The 15,440-nt window shown below is 63.5% G+C and carries 18 protein-coding genes; 13 read left to right on the forward strand and 5 right to left on the reverse strand.

Annotated features, from left to right (window positions below; all coding sequences use genetic code 11):
• The 5 genes from ABIE20_RS08710 to ABIE20_RS08730 are packed head-to-tail and all read left to right on the forward strand — an operon-like array spanning position 1 to position 3,799.
• The gene (locus ABIE20_RS08710) at positions 1-705 is read left to right on the forward strand and encodes a TetR/AcrR family transcriptional regulator (RefSeq protein WP_429504413.1); all 705 of its coding nucleotides are present in this window, start codon (positions 1-3) and stop codon (positions 703-705) included.
• Between the two features lie 28 nt (positions 706-733).
• Positions 734-1,279 (forward strand): hypothetical protein, encoded by a 546-nt coding sequence (locus ABIE20_RS08715; protein WP_045193668.1) that lies wholly within the window; start codon positions 734-736, stop codon positions 1,277-1,279.
• Between the two features lie 24 nt (positions 1,280-1,303).
• Positions 1,304-2,581 carry a flavohemoglobin expression-modulating QEGLA motif protein gene (locus tag ABIE20_RS08720; RefSeq protein ID WP_038996779.1) on the forward strand — a complete coding sequence of 426 codons (1,278 nt, stop codon included), beginning with the start codon at positions 1,304-1,306 and terminating at the stop codon, positions 2,579-2,581.
• Positions 2,553-3,476 carry an alpha/beta hydrolase gene (locus tag ABIE20_RS08725; protein ID WP_429504414.1) on the forward strand — a complete coding sequence of 308 codons (924 nt, stop codon included), beginning with the start codon at positions 2,553-2,555 and terminating at the stop codon, positions 3,474-3,476. The genes ABIE20_RS08720 and ABIE20_RS08725 overlap by 29 nt, the downstream gene beginning before the upstream one ends.
• A complete protein-coding gene (locus tag ABIE20_RS08730) occupies positions 3,473-3,799 on the forward strand; it encodes a hypothetical protein (RefSeq protein ID WP_195885810.1) in 327 nt (108 codons plus the stop codon). The genes ABIE20_RS08725 and ABIE20_RS08730 overlap by 4 nt, the downstream gene beginning before the upstream one ends.
• Positions 3,800-3,965: 166 nt before the next feature.
• Here the strand turns inward: ABIE20_RS08730 and ABIE20_RS08735 are convergent, their stop codons facing one another.
• The 3 genes from ABIE20_RS08735 to ABIE20_RS08745 all read right to left on the reverse strand — a co-directional run bounded on the left by ABIE20_RS08735 (position 3,966) and on the right by ABIE20_RS08745 (position 5,834).
• Positions 3,966-4,754, reverse strand: a complete 789-nt coding sequence (locus tag ABIE20_RS08735) for an OmpA family protein (protein ID WP_429504417.1) — start codon at positions 4,752-4,754, stop codon at positions 3,966-3,968.
• Positions 4,755-4,804: 50 nt separating this feature from the next.
• The gene (locus tag ABIE20_RS08740; RefSeq protein WP_429504418.1) at positions 4,805-5,218 is read right to left on the reverse strand and encodes a DUF4398 domain-containing protein; all 414 of its coding nucleotides are present in this window, start codon (positions 5,216-5,218) and stop codon (positions 4,805-4,807) included.
• 271 nt (positions 5,219-5,489) lie between these two features.
• Complete coding sequence (locus ABIE20_RS08745; RefSeq protein ID WP_429504420.1) at positions 5,490-5,834, reverse strand: pilin assembly protein; 345 nt, start codon at positions 5,832-5,834, stop codon at positions 5,490-5,492.
• Between the two features lie 132 nt (positions 5,835-5,966).
• On the opposite strand from ABIE20_RS08745, the gene ppc reads away from it, so the two are divergent.
• The 7 genes from ppc (at position 5,967) to ABIE20_RS08780 (ending at position 13,129) form a co-directional block, all read left to right on the forward strand.
• Entirely contained in the window at positions 5,967-8,594 is a 2,628-nt protein-coding gene (gene ppc / locus ABIE20_RS08750; protein WP_429504421.1) for a phosphoenolpyruvate carboxylase, read from the forward strand.
• 257 nt (positions 8,595-8,851) lie between these two features.
• A complete protein-coding gene (adk, locus tag ABIE20_RS08755) occupies positions 8,852-9,502 on the forward strand; it encodes an adenylate kinase (RefSeq protein WP_429504423.1) in 651 nt (216 codons plus the stop codon).
• Positions 9,503-9,589: 87 nt separating this feature from the next.
• Positions 9,590-10,264, forward strand: a complete 675-nt coding sequence (gene tsaB, locus ABIE20_RS08760; protein WP_429504425.1) for a tRNA (adenosine(37)-N6)-threonylcarbamoyltransferase complex dimerization subunit type 1 TsaB — start codon at positions 9,590-9,592, stop codon at positions 10,262-10,264.
• Positions 10,265-10,393: 129 nt separating this feature from the next.
• The gene (locus ABIE20_RS08765; protein WP_429504427.1) at positions 10,394-10,690 is read left to right on the forward strand and encodes a hypothetical protein; all 297 of its coding nucleotides are present in this window, start codon (positions 10,394-10,396) and stop codon (positions 10,688-10,690) included.
• Positions 10,691-10,693: 3 nt separating this feature from the next.
• Positions 10,694-11,563: a DUF72 domain-containing protein gene (locus tag ABIE20_RS08770; RefSeq protein ID WP_429504429.1), complete on the forward strand. Its 870-nt coding sequence runs from the start codon at positions 10,694-10,696 to the stop codon at positions 11,561-11,563.
• A 33-nt stretch (positions 11,564-11,596) separates the two neighbouring features.
• Complete coding sequence (locus ABIE20_RS08775) at positions 11,597-12,427, forward strand: isocitrate lyase/PEP mutase family protein (RefSeq protein WP_429504430.1); 831 nt, start codon at positions 11,597-11,599, stop codon at positions 12,425-12,427.
• Between the two features lie 6 nt (positions 12,428-12,433).
• Positions 12,434-13,129, forward strand: coding sequence for an extensin family protein (locus ABIE20_RS08780; RefSeq protein WP_429504431.1), 696 nt, complete (start codon positions 12,434-12,436; stop codon positions 13,127-13,129).
• A 3-nt stretch (positions 13,130-13,132) separates the two neighbouring features.
• Here the strand turns inward: ABIE20_RS08780 and ABIE20_RS08785 are convergent, their stop codons facing one another.
• Positions 13,133-13,753 (reverse strand): energy transducer TonB, encoded by a 621-nt coding sequence (locus ABIE20_RS08785; protein WP_429504433.1) that lies wholly within the window; start codon positions 13,751-13,753, stop codon positions 13,133-13,135.
• Between the two features lie 95 nt (positions 13,754-13,848).
• On the opposite strand from ABIE20_RS08785, the gene ABIE20_RS08790 reads away from it, so the two are divergent.
• The gene (locus tag ABIE20_RS08790) at positions 13,849-14,631 is read left to right on the forward strand and encodes a class I SAM-dependent methyltransferase (protein WP_429504434.1); all 783 of its coding nucleotides are present in this window, start codon (positions 13,849-13,851) and stop codon (positions 14,629-14,631) included.
• Here ABIE20_RS08790 and ABIE20_RS08795 read toward each other — a convergent pair.
• Positions 14,628-15,260 (reverse strand): TetR/AcrR family transcriptional regulator, encoded by a 633-nt coding sequence (locus ABIE20_RS08795; protein ID WP_429504436.1) that lies wholly within the window; start codon positions 15,258-15,260, stop codon positions 14,628-14,630. The genes ABIE20_RS08790 and ABIE20_RS08795 overlap by 4 nt on opposite strands.
• Positions 15,261-15,440 lie beyond the last annotated feature (180 nt).

Consider the following 15,440-nt stretch of genomic DNA (forward strand, 5'->3'; position numbering starts at 1 on the left):
ATGACTCAACAAGGCGCCGCCGGTGTGGCTACAGCGGTGGCCGAAAGCGTGCAGTACCAGGGCCGTAAGGCCAGCCGTGAAGGCAGCGAGCAGCGCCGCCAGCAGATCCTCGACGCGGCCATGCGCATCGTCGTGCGTGACGGCGTGCGCGGCGTGCGCCACCGCGCGGTGGCGGCCGAGGCCGGGGTGCCGCTGTCGGCCACCACCTATTACTTCAAAGACATCGAAGACCTGCTCACCGACACCTTCGCCCAGTATGTCGAACGCAGCGCGGCCTACATGGCCAAGCTCTGGGAGAACACCGAGGTGGTGCTGCGCCAGTTGCTCTCCCAGGGCGATGGCAGCCCGCAGTGGCGGGCGCGGCTGGCCGACGAAGTGGCGAAGATGACCACTGACTATGTACAGCGCCAGTTGCATAACCGCCGCGACTTCTTGATGGCCGAGCAGGCCTTTCGCCAGGAGGCGTTGCTGTGCCCGCGCCTGGCCGATCTGGTCAAACTGCACGAGCAGATTCTGCTGCGCGGCGCCGTGCAGATGCTGCAAGTGGTAGGCTCGCGTCAGCCACAACAGGATGCCCTGGTGTTGACGGCGATAATCGAGCAGATGGAATATCAGGGCCTGCTCGACGGCGAACAAGCCCAGGCTGAAGCGCCGATGCTCGCTATTCTTACCCGGTACCTGCATCTGGTCTTGGCGTCGGTGTAAGGCGCGAACCTATTTCAAGGAGAGGTTGATGAAAGCCAGAACCCTGCTGTTGGCATTGTCGTTCTTACTGCTTGGCGGTTGTCTGGTCACCTTCAATGAGCCGATCCCGGGCAACAAACCTGCGCCCAAGGCCCTGCTCGGCACCTGGACCAGCAAGGACGCCTGGGGCGAGCCGCTGACCCTGCAGATCAGCCGCAGCGGTGGCAACGCCTACAAGGCAGTGGCCATCGGCAAGAACAAGAAGCGCGACGAGTACGCCTTCACCGTGTCCCAGCACGGCAACCGCTGGTACCTCTCGGCCGGCGTGCCCAAGCGCCTGGGCGGCAACTTCCTGATCGGCGGCTTTGAAGTGCTCGATAACAAGGAACTGGTGGTCTACAACCTCGACGTCGAGCAGGTCAACCAGGCCGTGCAGAAGAAAGAACTCAGCGGCCGCAGCATCGAGGTGCCCGAAGAAAACGGCGAAGGCGTTCTTATCGACAGCCCGGCCGAGCGCGTCCTGGCTTACCTGGACGATCCGGCCAACTCCGACCTGTTCATCGAAGTGGCGCGCTTCAAGCGGGCCGGCAAGTAATCAGCGCAATTCAAGGAGTGTAGGGTGGACGAGTACCAGCAGACGATACGTGCCCTGTCTGATCGCATTGTCCTGGCGCAAACGCCCATTCGCGTGCTCGATGCGGTGAAGTGGGACGACAGCATCCGCCAGGGTTTCCTCAAGGCCAAGGGCAAGGAGCTGCCAGCGGTAGACCGCGCCTACTACCAGGGCCGGCCGCTGTCGTTCGACTCCGCCGCGGTCAAGCTCGAGTTCCAGAACATCGAACGCGACATCACCCGCCAGCTTGGCCAGTTCAACCCGGTCGGGCAGATCATGCGGCGCATGTGCAAGGAATACCGCATGGTGGTGCGCATGCTCGAAGCGCGCGGCACCGAGGATTTCGGTTTGATTTCCCAGGAGCTGTACGGCGCCGCCTCCGATGCCTTCCACGCCGGTGACCCGACCCTGGCCGACCTCGGCCTGATGCTCTCGGATTACCTGAACAACATCGACGGCCGTGGCGACCTCAAGGACGAGCCGAAGAACCTCACCGCCAAGCAGGCCGTTGAGATGCTCCAGGGCCGCCTGAACAAGGTGTTCAACGAGGCCGAGGACACCATCCGGGTGTTCGAGTCCGACGGTATCGTCGCCGACGCCGCCGCTGGTGCCGACTACATCAAGATCCGCGCCGACGCCATGTTCAACAGCCGCGATGTGCGCGCGCTGGAGGTTCACGAAGGCCTGGTGCACGTCGGCACCACCCTCAACGGCCTCAACCAGCCGATCTGCACCTTCCTGGCCAAGGGCCCGCCCTCATCGACCGTGACCCAGGAAGGCCTGGCGATCCTCATGGAGGTGATCGCTTTCGCTTCCTACCCTAGCCGTCTGCGCAAGCTGACCAACCGCACCCGCGCCATCCATATGGTCGAGGAGGGCGCCGACTTCATGCAGGTCTACGAGTTTTTCCGCGCCCAGGGCTTCGAGATGGCCGAAAGCTATGGCAACGCCAGCCGGGTGTTCCGTGGCTCGGTGCCCAACGGCCTGCCGTTTACCAAGGACTTGTCCTATCTCAAGGGCTTTATCATGGTTTACAACTATATTCAGTTGGCCGTGCGCAAGGGCAAGCTCGAACAGATCCCCTTGTTGTTCTGCGGCAAGACCACTCTTGAAGACATGCGCACCTTGCGCCAACTGGTCGATGAAGGCCTGGTGGAACCGCCCAAGTACCTGCCGGAGCAGTTTCGCGACCTCAACGCGCTGTCGGCCTGGATGTGTTTCTCCAACTTCCTCAACCACCTGAGCCTGGACCGGATTGAAGCTGATTACTCGAACATTCTCTGATGCATGGCGCAGGCCCCTGGGCCTGCTGCTGGTGTTGCTGAGTCTGAACGGCTGCAGTTCGCTGTTGTTCTATCCCGAACCAGGCCAGCCGTTCACCCCCGAGAAAGCCAAACTCGCGTACCGCGACGTAACCCTGACCGCCGCCGACGGCACTCGCCTGCATGCCTGGTGGCTGCCGGCCAAGGCTGGTGTCGAGGTCAAGGGCACGGTGCTGCACCTGCATGGCAATGGCGGCAACCTGGCCTGGCACCTGGGTGGCAGTTGGTGGTTGCCGGAGCAGGGCTATCAGGTGCTGTTGCTCGACTACCGCGGCTACGGCCTGTCGCAGGGCAAGCCTAGTCTGCCCGAGGTCTACCTGGATATCGCCGCGGCGCTGGACTGGCTGGACAAGGCGCCCGAGGTGCAGGGCACGCCGCAGATCCTGCTCGGCCAGAGCCTGGGCGGCTCGATGGCCATCCATTACCTGGCCGAGCATCCGCGCCAGGCCGAACGCTTCAAGGCCATGGTCTTCGATGGTGTGCCGGCCAGCTATCGCCAGGTCGGGCGCTTTGCCCTGAGCAATTCCTGGATGACCTGGCCGCTGCAGGTGCCGTTGTCGTGGCTGGTGCCCGATGGCGACAGTGCGATCCATTCGATCGCACGGATCAAGGCCCCGCCCAAGCTGTTCTTCCACAGCATCGACGACCCCATCGTGCCGCTGGTCAACGGCTTGCAGTTGTACCAGGCTGCGCCTCCACCACGGGTGTTGCAGCTGACCCGTGGCGGGCATGTGCAGACCTTTGCTGACAAGACCTGGCGCCAGGTCATGTTGCGCTTTCTGGACGACCCGAGCCATTTCAACGGGCTGCGGCGCCTGGCCGAAGTCCCCAATTACCCTGACGAGAAGTCGCAATGAGTGAAGAACGCAACGCCATCCCGCTGATCATTACCGGTGTCTGCAGCATCATCGGTACCGTCGCGGCCCTGTGGTACTACGGTTACCTGCATTTCGCCAAGCCCGAGGATGCGCTGCTGCTGTCCGACTTCACCATGCTCAAGACCATCCCGGGCGAGGACTACAAGATCTCGCTGCAGCCGGCCAGCCAGGTGGCGCAGTGCGTTGATGGCGTGCTGGTGTTGTTCGATACCGCGCAAAAGGGCCTGACTGGTGTGCTGGTCAACAACAAGAAGCAGGCGGTGCGCTGCCTGGGCCAGGAGACCCCGCAAGAAGTCCAGTAAGCCCCGGGGCTGCTTTGCAGCCCAATCGCCGGCAAGGCCGGCTCCCACAGGTTGGACGGCGTATACAGATCCATTTGTGGGAGCTGGCCTTGCCAGCGATGAGGCCGGCAACACAAACAAAAATCCCGCCAGACTCGGCGGGATTCTTGTTACTGCTCGGCAATCATCAGTTCAGCTGGCTCACCGAACGCGGCGCCACCGGTTGGTTGTCGTTGGAAATGGTCACTTCCACCCGACGGTTCTGCGCACGGCCCGAGTTGCTGGTGTTATCGGCAACCGGATACTCCTTGCCATAACCCTGGGCGACGATGCGCGCAGGATCTACCCCGGCGCGAACCAGTGCCGCGCGCACCGAGGCGGCGCGACGCTCGGACAGCGTCTGGTTGTAGTTGGCGCTGCCTTTGCTGTCGGTGTAGCCCTCGACGATCACCTTGCGGTCAGGGTTCTCCTGGAGGAACTGCGCCAGCTTGGTGATGTTTGGGTAGGCGCCGCTTTTGAGCGTGGCCTTGTCGAAGTCGAACAGCACGTCACCGAAGGTCACCAGGGTGCCGCGGTCGGTCTGCTTGGCGTTGAGGCTGTCCTGCAGCTTTTTGATCTGCGCATCGCGGGCATCAAGGCGAGCCTGGGCACGCTGGGCGGCAGCGTTTTTCAGGTTGCCTTCGGCGGTACGCAGGGCAATGGTCTGCTTGGCCACTTCAACGCGCTGGTTGGTCAGGTAGGCGAGCTGGTCGACTTTCTTCTCGTCTTCCTTGTCCATGTAGGCCTTGTCGGCCTTGTTCAGCCAGTCCTGGGCATCCTTGGTTTCAAGGGCCGCGACCTTGGCTGCCTGCGGGTTGCTCTGCAGGGCGGAGAAGTTGGTCCGGGCCGATTCCAGGTTGGCGTTCGGCTGCGTGGAGCAGGCGGCCAGGCCAACGCTCAGGGCCAGAAGGGCTGGGATCATCACGTGTTTACGCATAATGGTTCATCCTTTGATCGATTACGAATGCACGGGTCGGCGAGCGGGCGTCATTCGACGCTGCGCATGCCTTCCTCACGCAGGTCCTGAACACCCTGGCGGGCATCCTGTACGGCTTTCTCGGCCTTGGCGGCCTGGGCCTTGCGCTCGGCGACGCGGGCGTCCCACTCGGCCTGTTCGGCCAGGCGCTTGGCGTCGTCGTACTTCTTGTCGTGCATGGCGATTTCCGCCTGTTTCAGCTTGTCCTGCGCAGCCTTCATTTCGACAGCGGCGAACTCGGTACCGCCGGCGCTGACAGCGGAATTGACCGCCGATTGCGTTACAGCGTACTGCTCGGTGGGTGGGTTGCCGGCACAGCCGGCCAGGACCAGGCTGCTGCCCAGTGCCAGCGCGGCCAGCTTGAGCCCGCGCAGGTGAGTGGACGAGGTGTTTGCGGTGCGGGTCTTCATGGTGGTCAACTCCATTGGATCACTCCTGATGAACAACGAATTCCGTAACAGTCCATCGGCGCGACCCGTCAGTTTCGGGACTGCTCTGACCCGGTTCTGAAAGGGTTTTGCCGTGATGGCTATTGGCTGTGACCGAAGCGTTTTTTGAATAGTTCAGAAAAAAGTGCCGCTTGTTCGCGGTTTTTTCTGACTGATCGGTCAGTGGATTTTTCGTTGAACTTTCAGACCTGACCGCGGTACGCGAGCGCCTGCGCGGGCGCTCGCAGCGCGGGTGAAGGCGTGTCGATCACGGCTTGTCGGCGTCTTTGGCGCTGCTCATTTCGTGCAGATAGCGACGGGAAAGGGCGAGAAAACGCGGGGTCGGGCCGATGTCTTCATAGAGCGGATCACCTTCTTCATCGGTAGCAATCACCTGCGCGCCCTGAACATACGGAAAGCTCGCTTCGAGCTCTTCAAGCGCAGCCCCGAGCAGTTCGCCGAGCAGTTCTTCGGGCTGGCGCTTGGGGTACATCTCGGCCAACGCCGCCAGGCGCGCCGCCGCTTCCATGTCCAGGTGCAGGACATGGCCGGTGGGACTCAGCGAGCCTTTGGCGTGCTGTTCCCAATGCTGGGCAAGATCACGGATTTTCATGATGGTCTCCTGTGTGCCTGTGTTGAGCGTAGTTCAGCCAAATGGCCCAGCTCCGGCCCTGCCTTGATGCTCGGCCGCTACTGGGGCACTCTGGACCCAGAGCGGTTTTCCCGAATGCCGGAGACATGGCTGATGACTGATATCGATGTGCGCTTGCGTGAAGATGTTCATTTGTTGGGCGAGTTGTTGGGCGATACCGTGCGCGAACAGCACGGCGAAGCGTTTTTGCAGACCATCGAGGACATACGCCGCAGTGCCAAGGCCGACCGCAGCGGTAGCGCCGAGCAACTGAGCTCGACCCTCAATGACCTGGCCGAAGACCAGTTGCTGCCCGTGGCGCGGGCCTTCAACCAGTTTCTCAACCTGGCCAACATCGCCGAGCAGTATCAGCTGATTCGCCGCCGCGACGCCGGCCAGGCCGAGCCCTTCGAGGCGCGGGTGCTGCCCGAACTGCTGGCGCGGCTCAAGGCCGCCGGGCACAGCGACGATGCTCTGGCGCGGCAGTTGGGTAAACTGAGCATCGAACTGGTGCTCACCGCCCACCCGACCGAAGTCGCCCGGCGCACCTTGATCCAGAAGTACGACGCGATTGCCGCGCAACTGGCCGCCCAGGATCACCGCGACCTGATCCCCGCCGAACGCGAGCAGATCCGCGAACGCCTGCAACGGCTGATCGCCGAAGCCTGGCACACCGAAGAAATCCGCCGCACCCGGCCGACCCCGGTAGACGAAGCCAAATGGGGCTTTGCGGTGATCGAGCATTCGCTATGGCAGGCGGTACCTCACCACCTGCGCAAGGTTGACAAGGCCCTGCACCAGGCCACCGGCCTGCGTTTGCCGCTGGAGGCGGCGCCGATCCGCTTTGCTTCGTGGATGGGCGGCGACCGTGACGGCAACCCCAATGTCACCGCGCCGGTGACCCGCGAAGTGCTTCTGCTGGCGCGCTGGATGGCCGCTGACCTGTTTTTGCGCGATATCGATGCCCTGGCCGCCGAACTGTCGATGCAACAGGCCAGCGAGGCCCTGAGGGCCAGGGTGGGCGATTCAGCCGAGCCTTATCGCGCCGTGCTCAAGCAGTTGCGCGAGCGCCTGCGCATCACTCGCGCCTGGGCCCATGCCGCGCTGACCACTGCCCAGGCGCCGGGCCCTGAAGTGCTGCAGGACAACCGCGAACTGTTCGAGCCGCTGCAACTGTGCTTCGAATCGCTGCATGCCTGCGGCATGGGCGTGATTGCCGATGGGCCATTGCTCGACTGCCTGCGCCGGGCGGTGACCTTCGGCCTGTTCCTGGTGCGGCTGGACGTGCGCCAGGACGCAGCGCGGCACACCTCGGCGCTGAGTGAAATCACCGAATACCTGGGCCTTGGCCGCTATGCCGAGTGGGATGAAGAGGCACGCATCGCCTTCCTGCAGCAGGAACTCAACAGCCGTCGGCCGCTGCTGCCAAGCTATTTCAAGCCCCAGGCCGACACTGGCGAAGTGCTCGCCACCTGCCGCGAGATTGCCGCCGCACCCGCGGCCTCGCTGGGCTCCTATGTGATCTCCATGGCTGGCGCCGCTTCCGACGTACTGGCGGTGCAGTTGCTGCTCAAAGAAGCGGGCGTGCTGCGGCCGATGCGCGTGGTGCCGTTGTTCGAAACCCTCGCCGACCTGGATAACGCCGGCCCGGTGATGGAGCGCCTGCTGGGCTTACCGGGGTATCGCGCCGGGCTGCATGGGCCGCAGGAAGTAATGATCGGCTATTCCGACTCGGCCAAGGATGCCGGCACCACGGCCGCAGCCTGGGCCCAGTACCGCGCCCAGGAAACCCTGGTGCGCATCTGCCGCGAGCAGCAGGTCGAACTGCTGCTGTTTCACGGCCGTGGCGGTACTGTCGGGCGTGGCGGCGGCCCGGCCCACGCGGCGATCCTGTCGCAGCCGCCGGGTTCGGTGGCCGGGCGCTTCCGTACTACCGAGCAGGGCGAGATGATCCGCTTCAAATTCGGTTTGCCGGACATCGCCGAGCAGAACCTGAACCTCTACCTGGCGGCGGTGCTCGAAGCGACCCTGCTGCCACCGCCGCCGCCACAACCGGCCTGGCGCGCGCTGATGGACCAGCTGGCCGCCGATGGCGTCAAGGCCTATCGCGGCGTGGTGCGCGACAACCCCGAGTTCGTCGAGTACTTCCGCCAGTCCACCCCCGAGCAGGAACTGGGGCGCTTGCCGCTGGGCAGCCGCCCGGCCAAGCGCCGGGCCGGTGGCATCGAGAGCCTGCGGGCGATTCCGTGGATTTTCGGCTGGACCCAGACCCGCCTGATGCTGCCGGCCTGGCTAGGCTGGGAAGCTGCATTGAGCAATGCCCTGGCCCGTGGCCAGGGGCCGTTGCTGGCCGAGATGCGCGAGCAGTGGCCGTTTTTCCGCACACGCATCGACATGCTGGAAATGGTCCTGGCCAAGGCCGATGCCGATATTGCCCGCTCCTACGACGAACGTCTGGTGCAACCAGAACTGCGACCTTTGGGTGCACATTTGCGCGACCTATTGTCGCAGGCGTGCCAGGTGGTGCTGGGGCTGACCGGGCAGCCGGTGCTACTGGCACACAGCCCCGAAACCCTGGAATTCATCCGCTTGCGCAACACCTATCTGGACCCGCTGCATCTATTGCAGGCTGAGCTGCTGGCGCGCTCGCGCGGGCGCGAAGCCGCTCTGGACAGCCCGTTGGAGCAGGCCTTGCTGGTCACCGTGGCCGGCATCGCGGCAGGTTTGCGCAATACCGGCTGAGTTGGCAAAACGCTTTGCCGAGGGTTTGCCCAGCAAGAGCAGAATGCTTGTAAAGCAACAGGTTGCGCTCGGCGCAACCTGTGCTTCAAGTGGCCACAGTGCGTGGGTTTTTCCGACTTTCGACCGCTTGTGTGGCTTGCGGGCGCTGTGTATCTTGAGCAGCCTTTTGATCGAAATTACGATCATCACCCAAATTCCGGGATTGGCCCTGCGTGGCAAACCCACTGATTTGCTTACAAAAAAATGAGGAGCACGAGATGCGCGTAATTCTGCTGGGAGCTCCCGGGGCCGGTAAAGGTACTCAGGCAAAGTTCATCACCGAAAAGTTCGGTATTCCACAGATTTCCACTGGCGACATGCTGCGCGCCGCAGTCAAGGCCGGCACCCCGCTGGGCCTGGAAGCCAAGGCGATCATGGACGCTGGCAAGCTGGTCTCCGACGAGCTGATCATCAACCTGGTCAAGGACCGCATTGCCCAGCCTGACTGCGCAAAGGGTTTTCTGTTCGACGGCTTCCCGCGCACCATTCCTCAGGCTGAAGCCCTGGTGACTGCCGGTGTCGAGCTGGATGCCGTGGTCGAAATCGCCGTCGAAGACGAAGAAATCGTTCAGCGTATCGCTGGCCGCCGTGTGCACGAAGGTTCGGGCCGCGTCTATCACATCGTCTACAACCCGCCAAAGGTTGAAGGCAAGGACGACGAAACCGGCGAAGCGCTGGTGCAGCGCAAAGACGACACCGAAGAAACCGTGCGTCATCGCCTGTCGGTCTACCACGACCAGACCAAGCCGCTGGTGGACTTCTACCAGAAGCTCTCGGCTGCCAACGCTGGCAAACCGAAGTACGCGCATATCGAAGGCGTGGGCTCGGTTGACGCGATCACCGCCAAGGTCTTGGCCGCACTGAGCTGATCGACGCTCGGTAGTGCAGACAACGGCCCGCTTGCGGGCCGTTGTTGTTTATAATGCCGCTCTTTTTTCTTGCCCCTGGAACCCCCGATGACCACCTTGCTGGCCCTCGACACCGCCACTGAAGCCTGCTCCGTTGCCTTGCTGCATGACGGCAAGGTTTCCAGCCACTATGAGGTGATCCCGCGCCTGCACGCGCAGAAGCTGTTGCCGATGATCCAGCAACTGCTGGCCGATGCCGGCGTCACCTTGCAACAGCTCGATGCTATCGCCTTCGGCCGTGGCCCGGGCGCCTTCACCGGCGTGCGCATTGCCATTGGCGTGGTCCAGGGCCTGGCCTTTGCCCTGGAGCGTCCGGTACTGCCGGTGTCCAACCTGGCCGTGCTGGCCCAGCGTGCCATGCGTGAGCAAGGCGTGCAGCAAGTGGCGGCGGCAATCGATGCGCGCATGGACGAAGTCTATTGGGGTTGCTATCGCAACGTGGACGGCGAAATGCGCCTGCAGGGCAATGAGGCGGTATTGCCACCGGAGCAAGTGGCCTTGCCCGCAGGTGCCAGCGGCGACTGGTTTGGCGCGGGCACTGGTTGGGGTTATGCCGAGCGCCTGGCGGTCAAGGCCAGTGGCCAGGATGCCAGCCTGCTGCCTCATGCCCAGGACCTGCTGAGCCTGGCGACCTTCGCCTGGCAGCGCGGCGAGGCGATTGCCGCCGACCTCGCGCAACCTGTGTACCTGCGCGACAAGGTGGCCACGCCGAAAGCGCGCTGAGTGCAGCTCGTCGGTTATTCCCAGGCAAAATAAAACCTTTTGCCCGATCTGTGGTCCAGTTATCAATCGGGCATTAGCGAAGGATCAGCGATGCTGCTAAATTGCCATCACTGCTCCTGAGTAATCGCCATGCGCATAGACGGTTTTTCTTCTCAGTCCTACCCCATCAAGCGAGCCCCGCGCAAAGCGCCGGTGCGCACCGATGACGTGGACGACGAAGATCTGCCGGGCGAATTCGAAGTGCAGGCGCAAGCCGGCGCCAGCCACGGCCAGGCGCGCACCGGCGGCCTGCCGGCGCGGCCCCAGGACATGATCTTCCCGCGGGCGCGCAACAAGCGCACCGCCCATGCCCTGGCCAGTTACCTGACCACTGCCGGTTTCGTTGACTGGGAGATGGAAGTACTGGGGCTGGACCTGTACATTTGATGGATGAGTCTGTCCACGCTGCCCTATTTTGTCGGTTGTCCGTCCTGGAGTGAAAACGCCTGGCGCGAGTACCTGTACCCGGCCGAGGCTAAAACCAGCGACTTCCTTGGCTTGTATAGCCAGGTCTTCAATGCCGTAGAAGGCAACACCACCTTTTATGCCCGCCCGGCACCAGCGACCATTGAGCGCTGGGCGCAGCTGATGCCGGCGCATTTTCGCTTTACCGCCAAGTTCCCCGGCGACATCAGCCACAGCGGTGACTTGCACGCTCAACTGGCCGCCGCCCAGTCCTTCATCGAATTGCTCAAGCCCCTTGGCGCACGGGTTGCGCCGTACTGGTTGCAGCTGCCGGCAACCTTCGGCCCGGCACGCCTGGGCGAACTGCTGAGCTTTATCGACGAGGCTGGCGTACCCATCGCCGTGGAGGTGCGCAACGCGGCGTTCTTCAGCAAGGGTGATGAAGAGCGCCTGCTCAACCGCCTGTTGCTTGAGCGTGGCGTCGAGCGCATCTGTCTCGACCCTCGCGCGTTGTTCAGTTGCTCTTCACAGACGCCCGAGGTGCTCCACGCCCAATCGAAAAAGCCGCGCGTGCCGCCACGCCCGACCGCTTTCACCCAGCACCCGCAGATCCGCTTCATCGGCCACCCGGAACTGGCCGCCAACGAGCCGTTCCTGCTGCCGTGGCTGGACAAGGTCGCGGCCTGGATCGAGGAGGGGCGCAGCCCCTATGTTTTCCTGCATACTGCCGACAACCGCCTGGCCGCCGCCCTGGCCCGGCGTTTCCATCAAGGTCTGATGGAGCGCCTGCCGGGGCTTGTGGCCTTGCCTGAACTGGACCGCACGCCAGAGGCCGAACAACTCGGCCTGCTCTGAGCGCGTCCTGCCGCCTGCCCGGGAGCCGAGATCATGGATGTGCAAACCCTGCGTGCCGAAGCCTTCAAAGCCCTGCATGAGCGCGATGGCGCATTCGTCATTCCCAACCCTTGGGATGCCGGCTCGGCCAAGCTGCTGGCGAGCATCGGCTTCGAGGCGCTGGCCACCACCAGCGCCGGCCTGGCATTCTCCCTGGGCCGGCCTGATGCCGAAGGGGCGATGAGCCTGGATGAAACCCTGGTCAATGCACGGGCCATTGTTGATGCCACGGCATTGCCGGTAGCCGCGGACCTTGAGAACGGTTTCAGCGATGATCCCAAGGGTTGCGCCGAGGCGATCCTGCAGGGCGCCGCCGTCGGCCTGGTGGGGGGCTCGATCGAGGATGCCAGCGGCAATGCCGACGAGCCGATCTACAGCTTCCACCACGCGGTGGAGCGGGTCGAGGCGGCAGTTGCGGCTGCCCGCAGCCTGGATTTTCCGTTCATGCTCTGTGCCCGTGCCGAAAACCTGCTGCACGGTCGCATCGACCTGGACGACACCATCGCCCGCCTGCAGGCCTTTGCCGAAGCGGGCGCCGATGTGCTGTATGCGCCGGGCTTGCGTACGGCCGACGAGATCCGTCGGGTGGTCCAGGCGGTGGCGCCGAAGCCGGTCAACGTGCTGATGGGCTTGAGCGGTGTGCGCTTGAGTTTTGCCGACGTTCAAGCGCTTGGGGTCAAGCGCATCAGCGTCGGCTCGTCGCTGGCGCGGGCGGCCTATGGGGCGTTTTTCAACGCTGCGCAGCAGATTCATGATCAAGGCTGTTTTGACTACGCCGACCAGGCGCTGTCGTTCGACCAGCTCAATGCATTGTTCAGGCGCTGATCAACAATGCGCAAAGGATTGCTCGCGGTACTGTGTCTGATTCTGCTCGTTGCACTGGGCGTTGCCTGGCGCCTGGGCTGGCGTCTGCCGGATGCCTGGAACCCCTGGGCGGTGCTGGATGTGCGCCAGCCGCCGAACCTGCTTACGCCGTATAAATTGGGCCGCCTTGAGGATGATCCGCAGCTGTGCGAGCAAGCCCTGGCCACTTCCAGCCTGCGCTACCGCAAGCAGGCCGACAGCCCGGCCAATGCGCCGTGCCCCCTGGAAAACGTGGTGCGGGTCGAAGGCTCGTCGGTGCGTCTTAGCAGCAGCTTTATTGCCAGTTGCCCCTTGGCGGTGGCCTATGCGCTGTTCGAGCGTCATGCCCTGCAGCCGGCGGCGCAGCGCGCCTTTGCCCAGCCGGTGGTGCAGGTCGATCACTTGGGCAGCTTTGCCTGTCGCAACATGTACAACCGCAAGAATGGCCGCTTGAGCCAGCATGCCACGGCCAATGCCCTGGATATCGCCGGTTTTCGCCTGGCCGACGGGCAGCGCATCCAGTTGCTCAAGGATTGGCCGGGGGAGGGCGTCAAAGCGAAGTTTCTAAGGGATGTGCACGCCAGTGCCTGTGACAGTTTCAACACGGTGCTGGGGCCCGAGTACAACGCCGCGCACCGCAATCACTTTCACCTGGACATGGGCTTCTGGCAGATCTGCCGCTAGGGCTCAGGCGGCGATGCGCACGTTGTTCAGCACCACTGGGCGGGCCCAGCGATTGTCGAAGTCCAGTTGCGATTGCTGCACGGCCATGGTGGCTTCGTCGAAAGGCTCGGGCGCCTTGTCCAGCAGGTCCATCTCGAATTCGGCGATCGGCAGGTACAACGGTTTGGCCTGAGGTGCCGGGCCAGGCTCAGGCAGCGGGTGGCCCTGGCTCATGACCACCGGGCGTACCCAGGCGTTGCTGATATCCAGCTGGCGCTGTTGCTCGATCAGTTCGGCGGCGCTGAACGGCGGCGCGAGTTTTTCCAGCAGTTCAGGTTCGAGCTCGGCGATCGGCAGGAACAGCGGCTCGGGTGGGGCCAGTTCGGTGTCGTGCACATCGCACAGGCGCTGGTTGTGAATCTGCGCCAGCACCTGGCTGCCGCCCAGCGGCTCGCCGGTGACCTTGTCGAACTGCTCGGTGGCCACGGCCTTGGCTGCGTCCTCCTGACCTTGCTGCTCAGCCAGGGCGCGGGCAAAAAAGTCCTGCCACAGGTGGCTGACGCCGCCCAGTGCCTGGGTATTGTGCCGGCCATAGTCGCCGACGGGCGAGATATAACCTGAGTTGAGCTGAAGAATGTCGGTCATGGCAGTCGCAGAGGGTTCTGGTCTGGCAAAATAGCGAATACTTCATATATCGGCCGCGGCCGGCGATCATTTAATTTTTTTGAGTACAGGATTTGATGGTGGAGCAACTGGCGGACGGCGGCATCCGGGTCGAGGCATTGACGGCCGATTATCAGGCCCAGGCAGCCGAGTGGGCGCAGCGCCTGGCGTTGCCGCTGAGCGATGACAACGCAGGCTTCGCCGTGCAGGTCGGTGCCCATGGTTTGCAGATCCAGCAATTGGGCCCGCAAGCGCCGGGCCCGGTGCGAGTGGATTTCGTCGAAGGCGCGGCGGCGCACCGGCGGGTGTTCGGCGGCGGCAGCGGGCAGATGATCGCCAAGGCCGTGGGCATCGCCCAGGGCGTACGCCCACAGGTGCTCGACGCCACGGCAGGGCTGGGCAAGGACGCGTTCGTGCTGGCCAGCCTCGGTTGCCAGATGACCCTGATCGAGCGCCAGCCGCTGGTTGCCGCCCTGCTCGAAGACGGCCTGGCCCGCGCCGGCAGCGATGCCGAGGTCGGCCCGATCGTCGCGCGTATGCGCTTGCTCACCGGCAATGCCATCGAACACATGCGCAACTGGCAGGGCGAACCACCGCAGGTCATCTACCTCGACCCGATGTTCCCGCACCGCGACAAGAGCGCCCTGGTGAAAAAGGAAATGCGCGTGTTCCGCCCGCTGGTCGGTGACGACCTCGACGCCCCGGCGCTGCTCGAAGCCGCCCTGGCCCTGGCCAGCCACCGGGTGGTGGTCAAGCGCCCGCGCAAGGCGCCGATCATCGACGGGCCCAAGCCCAGCCACTGCCTGGAAGGCAAATCCAGCCGCTACGACATCTACCCGAAAAAAGCCCTCAAGGCTTAAGGCCGGTAGGCGCGCATGAACAGCGCCACCACTTCCTGCACATGGGCCTCGGCGGCCTCGGCATCCAGCGCCGGGGCATAGCCAAGCAACAGGCGGAAGTTGGCCGCGCCCTTGAGCAGGCAGAAGAAGTGCTCGGCAGCGTTGGCCGGCAATTCAATGCGCAGCAGCCCGCGGGCGTCCACCTGACGCAGCAGCGCCTCCATCTCGTGCAGGACCCGCAACGGGCCGGCCTCGAAGAAGATCTGGCTGAGCTTCGGGTCCTGATTGCCCAGGGCCATGATCAGGCGGTGCAGCTTGACCGACAGGTCGCTGCTGATCAGCGCCTGAAAGCCCCGGCCGATCTTCAGCAGTACCTGTTCCAGCGGCACCCCTTCCGGTAGCTCGAAAATCAGCTCGGGCAACTGCGCCGTGCAGGTAGCGACCACTGCCGAAGAGAACAGCGTCTCTTTGTCGGTGAAGTGGCTGTAGACCGTGAGTTTTGACACACCTGCCGCTGTCGCGACCGCATCCATGCTGGTGTTGGCATAGCCAAGGGTTAGAAACAGCGCCTTGGCTGCTTCGAGAATGGCCTGGCGTTTTGCCAGGTCCTTGGGCCGGCCGGGGCCGGTGGGAGCGGTGACTTTAGGCATGAGTGAAAAGTTACATATTCCAGTAAGTGCACATGGTACATCGCGACCGGCATTTCGGCGGGCAAATATCGACGCGCTGCTCCCGGCGTAAATATGGGATTTCTCTCGGACGCCTGCTTCCCCGGTCCGGTTCCCTGATTTAATATACCCGCCAGTATAAATATTCAAAGCGTCATTCGC

Source organism: Pseudomonas sp. 2835 (assembly GCF_050435905.1).
In the GTDB taxonomy this organism is placed as follows: domain Bacteria; phylum Pseudomonadota; class Gammaproteobacteria; order Pseudomonadales; family Pseudomonadaceae; genus Aquipseudomonas.

What these genes read in the sequence shown, in the direction of transcription:
- ppc (WP_429504421.1), top strand. Translation starts at nt 5,967, where the DNA reads ATGACTGATATCGATGTGCGCTTGCGTGAAGATGTTCATTTGTTGGGC.
- ABIE20_RS08715 (WP_045193668.1), top strand. Translation starts at nt 734, where the DNA reads ATGAAAGCCAGAACCCTGCTGTTGGCATTGTCGTTCTTACTGCTTGGC.
- tsaB (WP_429504425.1), top strand. Translation starts at nt 9,590, where the DNA reads ATGACCACCTTGCTGGCCCTCGACACCGCCACTGAAGCCTGCTCCGTT.
- ABIE20_RS08785 (WP_429504433.1), bottom strand. Translation starts at nt 13,753, where the DNA reads ATGACCGACATTCTTCAGCTCAACTCAGGTTATATCTCGCCCGTCGGC.
- ABIE20_RS08790 (WP_429504434.1), top strand. Translation starts at nt 13,849, where the DNA reads ATGGTGGAGCAACTGGCGGACGGCGGCATCCGGGTCGAGGCATTGACG.
- ABIE20_RS08730 (WP_195885810.1), top strand. Translation starts at nt 3,473, where the DNA reads ATGAGTGAAGAACGCAACGCCATCCCGCTGATCATTACCGGTGTCTGC.
- ABIE20_RS08710 (WP_429504413.1), top strand. Translation starts at nt 1, where the DNA reads ATGACTCAACAAGGCGCCGCCGGTGTGGCTACAGCGGTGGCCGAAAGC.
- ABIE20_RS08770 (WP_429504429.1), top strand. Translation starts at nt 10,694, where the DNA reads ATGAGTCTGTCCACGCTGCCCTATTTTGTCGGTTGTCCGTCCTGGAGT.
- ABIE20_RS08740 (WP_429504418.1), bottom strand. Translation starts at nt 5,218, where the DNA reads ATGGAGTTGACCACCATGAAGACCCGCACCGCAAACACCTCGTCCACT.
- ABIE20_RS08735 (WP_429504417.1), bottom strand. Translation starts at nt 4,754, where the DNA reads ATGCGTAAACACGTGATGATCCCAGCCCTTCTGGCCCTGAGCGTTGGC.
- ABIE20_RS08765 (WP_429504427.1), top strand. Translation starts at nt 10,394, where the DNA reads ATGCGCATAGACGGTTTTTCTTCTCAGTCCTACCCCATCAAGCGAGCC.
- ABIE20_RS08795 (WP_429504436.1), bottom strand. Translation starts at nt 15,260, where the DNA reads ATGCCTAAAGTCACCGCTCCCACCGGCCCCGGCCGGCCCAAGGACCTG.
- ABIE20_RS08780 (WP_429504431.1), top strand. Translation starts at nt 12,434, where the DNA reads ATGCGCAAAGGATTGCTCGCGGTACTGTGTCTGATTCTGCTCGTTGCA.
- adk (WP_429504423.1), top strand. Translation starts at nt 8,852, where the DNA reads ATGCGCGTAATTCTGCTGGGAGCTCCCGGGGCCGGTAAAGGTACTCAG.
- ABIE20_RS08745 (WP_429504420.1), bottom strand. Translation starts at nt 5,834, where the DNA reads ATGAAAATCCGTGATCTTGCCCAGCATTGGGAACAGCACGCCAAAGGC.
- ABIE20_RS08775 (WP_429504430.1), top strand. Translation starts at nt 11,597, where the DNA reads ATGGATGTGCAAACCCTGCGTGCCGAAGCCTTCAAAGCCCTGCATGAG.